This is a genomic window from Rhizobium rhododendri (assembly GCF_007000325.2).
Taxonomy (GTDB): Bacteria; Pseudomonadota; Alphaproteobacteria; order Rhizobiales; family Rhizobiaceae; genus Rhizobium; species Rhizobium rhododendri.
Genome location: NZ_CP117268.1, coordinates 448,491 through 460,707 on the forward strand (window position 1 = coordinate 448,491; position 12,217 = coordinate 460,707).

At 55.4% G+C, this 12,217-nt stretch carries 12 protein-coding genes and 1 pseudogene; 5 read left to right on the forward strand and 8 right to left on the reverse strand.

Annotated features, from left to right (window positions below; all coding sequences use genetic code 11):
* Positions 1-145: 145 nt before the first annotated feature.
* From PR018_RS19820 to PR018_RS19855, 8 genes and pseudogenes are all read right to left on the reverse strand, one after another.
* Complete coding sequence (locus PR018_RS19820) at positions 146-562, reverse strand: GFA family protein (RefSeq protein ID WP_142831625.1); 417 nt, start codon at positions 560-562, stop codon at positions 146-148.
* A gap of 40 nt (positions 563-602) precedes the next feature.
* On the reverse strand, positions 603-1,067 hold the full coding sequence (locus PR018_RS19825) for an SRPBCC family protein (RefSeq protein ID WP_142831624.1): 465 nt from the start codon (positions 1,065-1,067) through the stop codon (positions 603-605).
* 2 nt (positions 1,068-1,069) lie between these two features.
* A complete protein-coding gene (locus PR018_RS19830; protein ID WP_142831623.1) occupies positions 1,070-1,384 on the reverse strand; it encodes an ArsR/SmtB family transcription factor in 315 nt (104 codons plus the stop codon).
* A 359-nt stretch (positions 1,385-1,743) separates the two neighbouring features.
* On the reverse strand, positions 1,744-2,175 hold the full coding sequence (locus tag PR018_RS19835) for a type II toxin-antitoxin system VapC family toxin (RefSeq protein ID WP_142831622.1): 432 nt from the start codon (positions 2,173-2,175) through the stop codon (positions 1,744-1,746).
* Positions 2,175-2,474 carry a hypothetical protein gene (locus PR018_RS19840; RefSeq protein ID WP_142831621.1) on the reverse strand — a complete coding sequence of 100 codons (300 nt, stop codon included), beginning with the start codon at positions 2,472-2,474 and terminating at the stop codon, positions 2,175-2,177. The genes PR018_RS19835 and PR018_RS19840 overlap by 1 nt, the downstream gene beginning before the upstream one ends.
* Before the next feature lie 143 nt (positions 2,475-2,617).
* Positions 2,618-2,749, reverse strand: a pseudogene (locus tag PR018_RS19845) (LysR family transcriptional regulator); the annotation flags it as partial.
* Between the two features lie 394 nt (positions 2,750-3,143).
* Positions 3,144-3,674, reverse strand: a complete 531-nt coding sequence (locus tag PR018_RS19850; protein ID WP_142831620.1) for a phosphate-starvation-inducible PsiE family protein — start codon at positions 3,672-3,674, stop codon at positions 3,144-3,146.
* A gap of 287 nt (positions 3,675-3,961) precedes the next feature.
* Positions 3,962-4,672 (reverse strand): haloacid dehalogenase type II, encoded by a 711-nt coding sequence (locus PR018_RS19855; protein WP_142831619.1) that lies wholly within the window; start codon positions 4,670-4,672, stop codon positions 3,962-3,964.
* 951 nt (positions 4,673-5,623) lie between these two features.
* Here PR018_RS19855 and PR018_RS19860 point away from each other — a divergent pair.
* The 5 genes from PR018_RS19860 to PR018_RS19880 all read left to right on the forward strand — a co-directional run bounded on the left by PR018_RS19860 (position 5,624) and on the right by PR018_RS19880 (position 11,895).
* A complete protein-coding gene (locus PR018_RS19860; RefSeq protein WP_142831618.1) occupies positions 5,624-7,255 on the forward strand; it encodes a sensor histidine kinase in 1,632 nt (543 codons plus the stop codon).
* 726 nt (positions 7,256-7,981) lie between these two features.
* Positions 7,982-8,386 carry a helix-turn-helix domain-containing protein gene (locus PR018_RS19865; RefSeq protein WP_142831617.1) on the forward strand — a complete coding sequence of 135 codons (405 nt, stop codon included), beginning with the start codon at positions 7,982-7,984 and terminating at the stop codon, positions 8,384-8,386.
* A gap of 1,023 nt (positions 8,387-9,409) precedes the next feature.
* Positions 9,410-9,739: an ArsR/SmtB family transcription factor gene (locus PR018_RS19870; RefSeq protein WP_341798997.1), complete on the forward strand. Its 330-nt coding sequence runs from the start codon at positions 9,410-9,412 to the stop codon at positions 9,737-9,739.
* Positions 9,729-10,235, forward strand: a complete 507-nt coding sequence (locus tag PR018_RS19875) for an SRPBCC domain-containing protein (protein WP_142831615.1) — start codon at positions 9,729-9,731, stop codon at positions 10,233-10,235. The genes PR018_RS19870 and PR018_RS19875 overlap by 11 nt, the downstream gene beginning before the upstream one ends.
* A 271-nt stretch (positions 10,236-10,506) precedes the next feature.
* Complete coding sequence (locus PR018_RS19880; protein WP_142831614.1) at positions 10,507-11,895, forward strand: sensor domain-containing diguanylate cyclase; 1,389 nt, start codon at positions 10,507-10,509, stop codon at positions 11,893-11,895.
* Positions 11,896-12,217 lie beyond the last annotated feature (322 nt).

Consider the following 12,217-nt stretch of genomic DNA (forward strand, 5'->3'; position numbering starts at 1 on the left):
TAAGCTGACGGTCCACGGAATCGGCCTGTCTTCTTTTGCTAGTCGTTCCTGAAAAGCCGACTTTCATTTTAATGACTAGATGTCCCGATCGAGCTCTTATCGGACCCGTTAATACAGTTGCGAATTCGGGCTATTTCGGCGAAAATTATGAGGGCGGCATTCGCTCAAATGCCTGTAGCGAAGGATCTATCTTATCCCACACTTGGCCGCAGACACTATATGTGACGACTTGCGGATTGAACCTGCCTGGATCGTCGAGACTGGCAGCGTGTACCACTATCAGTTCCGGCATCGCGGCAAATGTCAGGTAAACTGGAGTTCCGCAGGCCGGGCAGAAGGCGTGTATCTTTTCATTTCCGCTTTCGCCCGCAACCCGCCAGCTTTTGGCCTCGCCCAAGATTGCCACATCGGCGCGCTGCGCGAACGTCAGATAGGATCCATGCCCGGTGCCGCTGCGTTTCTGGCAATCGCCGCATTGGCAGTGATTCTCGAAGATAGGTTCGCCCGCCGTTTCATAGCGGATTGCACCACAGGCGCAGCCGCCGGTATAGGCTTTGGTCATGACTATTCTTTCTGAGAGTGAGATTTGACGCCGCCTGAAATCAGGCCGCCTTTGTCTTGGCGAAGATGTCCAGACCCTTGCCGGTTTCGAGAAGGGATTTCAGGCTGGAGAGGACGGTTGGCCAGCCTTTGCTGATGCCGTTCGCCATGCCGCTGCCCGCAATTAGGTCGTCATGGGTGACAGTCAACCTGACCATATCGTCATACTCTACTATCTCGAAGGTCACACGGCTGTGACTGGCCGGATCGGTAGCCTGCGAAGCATTCGCCCAGGACATAACTAGACGGGTCGGCGGAGAGATCTCGATGATCTTGCCGACAAGTTCGACGGAGCGTTCATCATTGGCACGAATGTGTTCCCACTTCGATCCGATCTTCCAGTCGGAAATATTCTCGTGGCCCCAGTAACGGCTTGCGACATCCGGTTTCGTTATTGCCTCGAACACCTTTTCGGGCGTCGAGAGAATATAGGTTACATAAACAAAGCTGGTCGTCTCTCTGGTCATTGCTACTCTCCTTCCAGTTCTTTCTTCAAGTCGTGCAGCAGGCTGAGCCGCTGGCGTTCGAATTTCTGCACCCACCGCTCGTAGACTTCGTGCAGCGGCACTGGATTGATAAAATGCAGCCTTTCGCGCCCACGCTTGACCGTGCTCACCAGATTAGCATCCTCCAATATACCGAGGTGCTGCGTGGCGGATTGCCGGGCCATGTCCAGGGTTTCGCAGAGCGCGCTGAGCGTCTGCCCGTTCCTCTCGCAGAGAAGGTCGAGCAGCTTTCTGCGTGTCGGGTCGCCCAGCGCTTTGAAAACTTTGTCAGCGTGCATTGGTCTCAATCTGTACGAGTGCATGAATATGCAGGTAAATACCTGCATGTCAAGGGGCGGGTGGGAGCATGCGCCCGATCCGCACTCGTGAACTTCCAACTACAGATACAAGTGTCCGCTTACGGAGAGATTGTCACTTGTCGGCTATGACTGGGATGAAGTCGGAAGCAGGCCTAGATGCAGCTCGCGCTCTTTGGCAGCTATTTTAGCCTAGACCACCAAAGCCGGACAGTCGCGAAGCGGCCCCTGTCAGCCATTTCCGAAAGCAAATAGCTGCCCGCACACCGAAATTCGGCGCGAACGAATGAGCCAACGATGGGGTCGGCGGTTCGAGCCCCGTCAAGGCGAGTAGTTCGTGCTCAGCCTTTGCCGATGCGAAGCGGGTTGATTATCTCTATGCCGTAAAAGTCTTTCTCATTGTCGGTCACGACGATGCATCCGTTCGCCTGGGCGGTGGCCGCTATGATGGTATCAAGGCCACCGCGTGATCGCCCGATTGCTTTTCCCTCGGCCATCAATCGCGCCCATATGAGAGCTGCCGTTTCGTCAAAGGGTAGGATACGATTGGCGAAGAGACGCTGCGGCCCCTCATCACCAACAAACCAGCTCTCGAGAGAAGTACGCTTCTTGCCGGCGGGCTTCTCCAAGATGCCTTTATGGATTTCAGCCACAGTAAGTGAAGCGATAAAAAGACTATCGTCGGTCTGATCGGCCATCCATGTCATCAAAGCGACCGATGGCTCCGGCTTTGTGATGTTGCTCAGGATATTGGTATCGAGAAGGTAGCGCATTAAAGATCGATCTCACGACCTTCTTCACGTTGACGAGAGATTTCAAGGTTAGCGCCGACAAGTGGAGAGCGGCGAAGCGCTGCGAGAATTCCGCCTTTTTTTGGCGGTTCACCATTGATGGTATCATTTAAAGCCGCACGTAGTTTGACGGACTCCGGGCCATTTTCTGCGAGGCGGCGCGCTAACATTCTGATGAGGTCACGATCGGCGTCGCGGCCCATGACTTCGAAACGAGCGAGCCCACGGTCACTCAAGCGGGATCTGTAGTTTTGAATTGCGCGGGTCTGGGAACTAGACATTTTGACCTCCTAGCTATTCCCGGTAATATAGCTGGAAAGACCTCAGCGCACAAGACCAGCACTGGACTTGGCTAAGATTTGAAAGCCGGCGAATCTCCCGGTCGATGGTTCGATTCCTTTCAAGGCGGGCAAAGTGCGCGTCGCTAGCTTCGATAACGCAGAGCCTCCAGCAGGACGGCAAAGGCAGGTGAGGGCAAGCGCCGACTGGGGTAGTAGAGATGGTAACCGGGGAAGGGCGGGCACCAGTCTTCAAGGACGCGGATGAGACTGCCTTCGCTCATCGCCGACACTGCCATATCGGCGCAACACAACCTACGTCGAAGGCAAAGCCTGCCGCCAATGCCCAGCTACCTGCATTAGAAGCGAGCTTGCACCACCCAGGCCGTGCATCAAAATAACGAGGTGTTGCGTTCGCGATCAAGATCAGGCGACTCATTGCCGAACGTGTCTGAAGCCACTCGGTTGCCCAAGTTCCGGCCGGAAGGATTTATGACGACCAGACCGCTCAGGGTCACCGCCGGCACAGCAATTAGGAAGAGCGGGCTCGATCGCAACATCGAATTTCCTCGTAAAGCGCACGGAACCCGAATTCGACAGTTTGGTTACCGTTCAACAGGATCAGATCCAAAATTGTTCGTTGCCGCCGTCTGCCTGCTACGGTCGACGATCTTATCGTGAACTTGGTCGGCAACGCTCTTCCAAGGCATCCTTCCGGTCTTGGTCGCGCACCAGCCAGTAGACCGCACCAAGCGATAGTATCGCGACGGCCAGGCCCAGGATTGTCAGCGGTTCCGTGGCCGAGGCATCCAGAATTATAAACTTCCTTCCCAGCGCCAGTAGGGCGATGAGTACCACGGCGCGGGCCTGGACGATGTGTTCATGGCGCTTGAGGACGCTGATGATCGAGTGATTAAATTCTAGCGCGATCAACACCGTAAAGATCATGCCGAAGACGGTCTGGAAAACGCTGTGATCGGCCGGGTCGATAATGCCCTGCGCAACTAACTGGAAAACCCGGATCGACAACCCCGCCAATGCAGCGATGACCACGAGGCTGATCAGGGCTGTCAACGCAACGATTACCAGTTGCTCGAAACGCTCGTAGAGGCTGAGGGCTGACCAAGAGCGACGGATGTCGCTCAGTGCATCATTTGGATCTGAGATTCTGTTTTTACTCTGATGGTAGGCCTCGTCTATCATCTCTTCCGCCTCAGCTGTTATTGAACTGAACGGTAGTATTTGGCTTCCATAAATGGCAAAAACAGGGAACCTGCCACGAGCACTGCGGTTGTTCGATCAGATACCCCCCTGAGGATCGGGTCACCTGAAAGCGAAAAGTCTTCACGTGACCTGTAGAGCCTGCCGGCGAAGAGCTCGCTCTGCGGAATGATATCGTCAAGCACCATGCCCCTGAGCCCGGACGCCGCTAGCCGAGGGCCAAGGCTCCCCATCTACGCCAGACGGAAGATCTTCCACGCCGGGCAGCGTCATGCTGGCAAGAGCAATGCGGCCACCCCGTTCAAATCTGAGACCTCTGCATAGGGCCGCCAATCTGAATTGCCTACCTCCCGCCGCCGGTTCACCCAGATGCCGCGCAGACCCAATTCGTGTCGCGCCTTCATATCCCAGTACATTCCCATCGCCACATGCACCGTCTCGCTTGGCGTCACGCCCATCTCGCGGTAGGCATACTCGAACAACTGGCGCGACGGCTTGTACGCTTGCGCCTGTTCCGCGGTGATGACGTAGTCGAAGGGTACGCCGATGCGCGCAACGGTGGGCGCGATGAGATCGTCGTCAGAGTTCGTGAAGATCGCGAGCTTATAGCGCTCGCGCAGTCGACGCAGGACATTCGGAACCTCGGGGTGCGGACCCATCACCATCGGTGACGACGCAATGCGATCGATTTCGGCTGCGGTCGGCGTCAGGCCATGTTCGGCGAATGCTGCAGCGAAGCCGAGGCGCAAAACATCCTTGTAAAGCCGGTGCGGCCTCTCCGCCGTCAGCCGTTGCCCTTGCGCGGAGAAGCTTTCGAGAATTTTGGTTGCGCTGGCGCCGCCCGCATCATGCGCTGTCAGTATTGCACCGATCTCGCGCAGAAGTACTTCGTACCACTGCACGAGCGTGCCATAGCAATCGAAGGTAATAACCTTCGGCGCGGGATCGAGAGTGAACATTAAGGCGTTGGGGTCGGGCATCGAATCTTGCTCCTCGAAACATCGCTTCCTATCTCAACGAGACGAACTCACCACAGCGCTGGTACGCTATTGAACATCCTGGTCGCCACTCACTGACCAACCTTGCCTACTTTCTTATGTCGCCCCGCCGTCCCGTGCTTCTATGAAAGCACGCCCGTTGCTCGATGTCATTCCGCGTAGGGAGCGAACTGCCGTGCTGTCACTCTCCCGTCCGTGCTCAGGTCGTTCTGCACGCCAGCGGACAGAAAACATTTGGCGGAACAGTGGAATTCAAAACTCATTGTCTATTCGAGATCGCAAGCGTGTCAACTGGGCACGATGGGGATGGTGAATACGGGGATTTTTCCAGTTTCTTCCCGTAGCCAACGAAACGGCAGCCGAGCGCCCGACCCATCCGCCTGCGGTCTCGTCTATGGTCTAGCGAGTGCAGCTTTCCACCTGGCGGGAGCTCCGTGTCTCCCTCCATCCTTTGAACGGCGGCAATAATTTTCCGGACAACAGCCTCCATCTTAGCCAGTCAGCGAGCGAAGACCTCGGTGTATAGTGTGTCAGCCTTGCGCTCGCATCCTTAAGAGCGGCCGATAGATCAAATATCTCGTCTCTTGCCATCTTCTCGGTCATCGAAGCGATTTCTGTATATTCATTTTAAGCGTGGTTGCCATGAGTAACATAGCGATGGTCACTCGCTCGCCCGTTACTAGCTTTCTGGTTCTCGAAGACACGCCTCACGGGCTCCGGCAAATACTGCAAACTTCGTACGGCCTGTGAGAGGGCCCTCCGTTATCGTTGCCATGGCGCTGACTTCGGGAAGTTTTTCCTCTTGTTTAAGAGTTTGTCCCGTGTAAATGCGGATGACAAGACCTGGCTACTTCAGGGGAGGACGGGAACATCGCTAAGGCTCGGCTATCTCGCCGCCTATTCCTATTGACGTCGCTGGCCCTGGCCCCGGCGATGGCGATCCTTTTCTACAATGTTGCGTCTACCCGCATAGTAAAGGAGCGCGAAATTCAGGTTGAGGCCCTGCGCTCGGGTGAACTGGCTTCGTTGGAAATAACGCGGATCATCGATGGCTTGCAGAACGTGATGGCCACCCTGGCAGCTGCTCCGGTGGTTCAGGTATTCAACGTCGATGGCTGCAACACTTATTTGCAGCGCTTGGGCAAGAGCCTGCCGCAGTTTGCCAGCCTCGGTGTGGTCGATAGTGGTGGCACCGTGCGCTGTATTCAGGACGGGAAGGGCTTGGGCATCACAATTGGCGACAGGCCTTATTTTCGCGAAGCCATGAGCAAAGGCACCTTCGTTGTTGGCGAATTCACCAAGGGTAGGGTCTCCGGCACCAACGTTCTGCCTTTGGCATTGCCGATCACGGCTGACACGGGAGGCATCTCCGGCATCGTGGTCGGGGCGCTGGATCTGAATTGGCTGGCGGCACGCCTGAAAGAGCGCGATTTTGGTCGTAACAACGCACTGACCGTCGCGGATCGCAACGGCGTCATCCTGGCGCGGGAACCGTTCCCCGACAGGTTTGTCGGCACTCTAATCCCTAGCGCATACCTGGGGCTAGTCAGCGCTTTTGCTCCCGGCACACTGGAAGTCAGCAGCCAGGACGGGACAAACCGCATCCTTGGCTATTATCCGCCTGCAAGTAATGCGGCAGGCCTTTATGTCAGTGCCGGCATCTCTACCGCTGACTTCTATGCCGACCTGAACCGCTCGACCTACATCAGTCTGGCGATCGTTTTCCTGGGTGTCATTGCAGCCTATTTTCTAGCCTGGTTCACAAGCACCCAACTCGTGCGTCGGCCGGTTAGCCGGTTGGTCACAACCATCAAGGCCTGGCAGAAGGATGATGTGGGAGCGCGCACCGGCATGGACGAACGGGATGGCGAGTTCGGGGTGGTTGGCTCGGCGATCGACCGGTTCATGGATGAGCTTGTTGCCGCCCGCCAGGAGCGGCGGCGCTCCGAGAAGCAGCGGGAATTGCTGGTTGGCGAACTCGACCACCGCGTCAAAAACCTTTTGACGACTGTCCAGGCGGTTGCTCGGCAGACCTTCCGGGACCACGAGCGCACGGACGAAGCGCTTGAAATTTTCAGCAAACGACTGACCGCGATGAGCGGAGCCCATCAGTTGCTGATGAAGGACGACTGGCAAGCTGCCAGTCTTGCCGAACTCGTGGCGGCAGCCGTCACACCCTTCGATAATCCGGAGGCGTCTCAGTTCAGCGTCTTGGGGCCGGATCTGACGATTCACTCCAAAGCGGCCTTGGCGCTTGGGATGGCCCTGCACGAGATGTGCACCAATGCCGTCAAGTACGGGGCCTTGCGCGAGCCCTCCGGCCGTATCAGGATCACTTGGTCTTCTGGCTCTGAGACCGGCGCTCCCGACCCTGAGTTCCGGTTCACCTGGTCCGAGCATGATGGCCCACCGGTTCGGCCGCCCGAGCGAAAAGGGTTTGGATCAAGGATGATACAGCAGATCCTGGCGATCGAAATGGCGGCTGATGTCCATGTTGATTACAAAGTGACTGGTGTTGTCTGTCAACTCACGGCGCCATCTGCTGGATTGCGAGCCGCAAGATAATTACGCCAGGCGCTGCCCGTCAGGGGCGGCTCCGGGTTTCCAATCGTCCAGCCGATGCCGTTCCTCTCGAGAGCAACATCTCCCATATACTTCACCGCTGTCGGGCAGTTCGCAGCTACCGCGCCATGTACGCGGTCGCGGTCGAAATCGAGAATTCGGACACGCCAGTTGAAAGCCTCAAACAATCGGCTTCTAAAGTCGCGACGACACTTAGACCTATAATTGATCATCCTTTTGCCCCAGCGGCCACTCTCAGAGACGCCGACGAATCTTTCAAGGTGCTCACGAGAATCATTAAGACGATCGTACGTGAGTAGCTGCGGCTAGGGAGCAGAATCCTGATATTGCCTTCCAGTACGTCGCTTCGATGTAGCGTCGGCTTCGCCTCAATCGTCTCGGGTTACTCCATGACACAACTGCTGAAAGCGCTAGCACACCCGCAGTCGGGTTTTCTGTCTTAGCTGTTTATGCCACATCCTATGTCAGTCACTCCACCCGCAGTCGACGCGCAGTATTCTTTTTAAAACGGCCTCCCATCGCTGTTTCGGCAGTTTGATTTGGTGCCAGGCGTGGGATGCGGCCGTGCAACTCACGTGAACCGAAAGGGACCGGGAGAAGCGGCTGGCAAGTGATGAAATTGGTATCGCGTCCCCAACATCGATGAAGTTTTGCGGAACAGAGTGTAGTAGATACCCATCACCTTCCATCAAGATTAGGACGACCGCTATGACCAAAGTCCCCAATGCCATCGATCTGCAGGTGGGCGCAAATATGCGCTTCCTACGCGTCCGCCTAGGCATCTCTCAGGAAACCTTGGCGGAGCATCTCGGCGTAGCGTTTCAGCAGGTTCAAAAATACGAAAAAGGGGCGAACCGGATCAGTGCAAGCAAAATTGTGATGACCTGTCGCCTGTTTGGCTGCCCCATCGTGCACCTGTTCTACGGTGTCGAAGACGTCGACTTGGGTGCTGTGACTACCCCCCGTGCCAAGGACCAATCCAGCACTGCAATAAAGGCGATGAAACTGTTCGATACTATTCCGGGAAAGCAGCGGACCGCACTACTCGCACTCATTCGCTCGCTCGCGGTGTCTGATTTGGCATCCGAAGATGAGGATGGATCCCATGACTAGAGCGTCGCGCGGCCTTTTTGAATCCGGCGATTTCCCTTGGCTTCGATTTATAATTCAACATGGCAGGAGGACTTGCCATGTCACGCACCTACTCTTTGGATCTTCGCCAGCGGAACGTTAATGCGATAACGCAGGGCGCAACGCGTCGGGCAACCCAGCGGCAGTGGCAAATTGGGCCCTTAGTAGGATGCTATTATCATCAACGTAAAGGCGAAACGGGACGTAACCATGCCCGACCTGGTGGCATGGCTGGAAAAGAATAATGGTGTGAAGGCGTCGAACCTGTCAAGCTACTTTACCGGGGCCTTAGAAAACGTATGGCCCGTCCCGCTTGCATGAGGATTGTACGATTTGCTGATCAGTCAGCGTCAACGTATACGGTCTCATGAGGAGCCTCATTGCCAATGATGACATCCGCACGTTCAGAGCCCCAATAAACACTTCGGCAACCAGTGCCATTTTTTAACCTGGCTTTCCAACCGCCGCTCGACTGTCAGGCCATCATCACGATCCTTCCTGCAAACCTCGTTGGGCTGCGCGGGTGCGCAGCCTATCCGATTAAACAGCTACCGGTTAAGAGATTCTTCGTCTGAAGTTGGATTGCGGTGCCACATCGGATTTCGCCATGGCGGGTGCGGGACAATATAGAGGGAAGAGGATCAGCGTCGGTGTCCGCCCGGAAAGGCAGGCAGTTAGTCCGTTAGGGTTCCATAAATGGGCGTTACGGTACAATTCATTGATTTCGTTTGAAAAACGTTTGATGCGTGAGTGGTCAAAGGTTCCGATCCTTTCAAGGCGTTCACCTTAAACTGCAACTAACTTATTTCATTGGGACAGATTTCGGCCTTGCGGTAAAAGCCGGCTATTCTCTCTTGCAGGCCTTCTGGAGGCCATTGGTCATACACGCGACCGTCCCGCGTCCGAAAGCCATCCCCGTCATCAATCAATTTTATACTGACCAAAACTTAGCCATTGACCTAAGTATCTTATTCGCGCATAGTTAGCTTTATGGCTAACCAAACTATGGCTCTCAACTCGGTCTTCCACGCACTTGCGGATCCCACCCGCAGGGCGGTCATCCAGCGTCTGACCAAAGGCCCGGCAACGGTGAGCGAATTGGCGGAGCCGTTCGACATGGCGCTGCCGTCGTTCGTCAAACATATTGCGGTGCTGGAGGAGTCGCATCTGATTGTCTCGCGCAAACAGGGACGCATCCGGACCTGCAGTCTCGAAAGCGGGAACTTCGTCGCGGCCGAACGCTGGTTCGATGACATACGGGCGCAATGGGAAAGCCGGTACGAAAACCTAGACAATCTATTGCTAACATTGAAAGGAGACAAGAATGACGTCTGATTTACGCTTTGAATTTTCCGCCGACATGACCAGCAACGTGATTAAGGTGGTACGGGAGTTCGATGCTCCCCACCTGCTCGTGTGGGACTGCCACACCAAACGCGAACTGCTCGACCGCTGGTTTGCGCCGAAGCCTTTGACCACAGAAACGAAGCACATGGACTTCCGCGAGGGTGGATACTGGCACTATGCCATGATTACCCCTGACAACCAGAAATTCTGGAACCGCTTGGACTATAAGACAATCACGCCAATCGACGGCTACACGGCCCTGGATGGCTTCTGCGACGAGACCGGCGCCGTAAACCCAGACATGCCGGGATCGCATTGGGACGTCAGGTTTGCTGGCGCCAGCCAGCGCACGCTGGTCACAACCGTTGTTCAGTACGCCTCGTCAGAGGCTCTCCAGACGGTTATCGACATGGGCATGAAAGATGGCATGGCTTCGACCATGGAGCGCCTCGACGAATTGCTGCCGGTACTGCTGGCGGGCTAACAATAGGCCTCAATCCAAGGTCATACAGGCACTATTGGCTGCCAGTGTGACCTATGAATGGCGCCCGAGCACAAGTGTACTTGTGAAATCAACACAAACTAAAGCAGCCGTGTGCTTAAAAATACAAGGTCGGCAGCTCAGTTCCCTTCAGGGCCACAGGCTTTGGTAGAAGTCCGACAAACTTTCGTGTTTGAGATAACTAGATTGAAAGGACTGCCGGCTATCAAGTCCTAGCTCTTGGGTGAGCGATCCCTTATCGATACGGCCTCGTATGCGTTTCGTTCGTTTCAAACTGGTTGGCCCGACTATTCTCGGCATGGCTGTCCTTATCGCCGGTATGGCCGCCATTTCCTATTTCGGAGTAGGGCGGCTAGATGCGGAGACCCGGCGACGGCAGGAAATGTTGGTCGAACGGAACGTCTCTATCTGGATCAGCGAGGTTGAATTTTCCCTGACTGCCTGGACGGTCTGGGACGAGGCAATCGCCAATCTCGACAATGTGTTCGATCGCTCATGGACTGACCGCAACATTGGCGCATCTTTGATCGGTACATCGCGTACACGTGCGGTCATCGTGCTAGATGCCACCGATAAGATCATCTATTCTAAGACGGATGAGACCGTGCAGGGTCTGTCGTATTTTGTCAGGGGGCCATCGTCGATCGCAAAGGACGCGGCTGAGCTGGTGAAAGGCGTTCGCATAAGGGAGCAGCAGCACAAGCAACCCGGGATTCCTCAACCGATTGCGGTAAGCCGGATCATGGTCATCGGCGACGAATCTGTTCTCCTTTCCGCAAGCCTGTTTCAACCGGACTTCGGGACGTCGAAGCCCAAGGGACCGCGTGGACCCATTCTGATCACTGCCATGCCGATAGCGGGCACGCTGCAGGGCGTTTTCGGGGAGCGGTTCGATCTGGACGACGCACGCATCGAGCCCCTGGGTGAGGTCTCGCCGGACCGGGCGAGGGCTGCAATTGCGGTAGGGCCACAAGGCGAGGTCGAAGTCATATCATGGCGTTCACCAACTCCGGCAACCGATATATTGTGGCAGTCGTCTCCCCTGATTGTCACGGTAGGCCTGGTCCTAATTATAGGATCGTATCTGATGATCAAAACGTCCCACTCCGCCGCCCAGTCCCTTCTGGGACGCGAACGTCAAATGCGCCATGCCGCGACCCATGACTTTCTTACAGGTCTTCCAAATCGATTTTTGTTGGATCTGGAGTTCGTCGCTTGCACGAGCGCTGGTGTGACGCAGGTGATATGTCTCGATCTGGATGGCTTCAAGGGTGTAAACGATCGCCACGGTCACGCGACTGGCGATGAGTTGCTGCAAGTGGTGGCCGAGCGGCTCCGATCTGGGACACGCGGCTTGGATCGGATTTTCCGTCTTGGTGGCGACGAGTTCGCGATATTCATGCCCTGTATCTCGACCGAGGAAGCCAGAGAGGCTTGCCAAAGACTGTCAGCCTTGCTCGCAGCGAAGTTTAAGTTGTCGATTTGTGAGGTTTCGATCGGGGCATCATTCGGCATAAGCCAAGCTGATGAAAGAACGCCAAATTGTGATGCGGCGCTGAAAGCCGCAGATGCCGCGCTGTACCATGCAAAGTCGGTTAAACGCGGTAGTGTGGTGGTGAATGGCGATTTGAGCCGCACTTGACTGACAAAGGCAGGCCATCTTCCGAAGGAACGTATACCACCTGCGGCGCCTTCAACGTCAGATAGAGCGGCATCCTTTCGATGAGAGAAGGTGGTTAAAGCATCCGCGTTCTCGACGTTCAACACTTTGCCCGTATTCGCACCAAGGGTTTAGTGTGCATAGGTTATCGTAAGCACCGACATCGAGTAACTGCGCTAACGTTCCCATTCATCAGAATGACTTCGTATTTCTTGAAGAAATGTTTTAGCCGGCAAATTTGCCTTTATTGATTATTAATTTCTTTTCGTCAAACTCTTACTATGGAGTAATGTACTCTGTACAA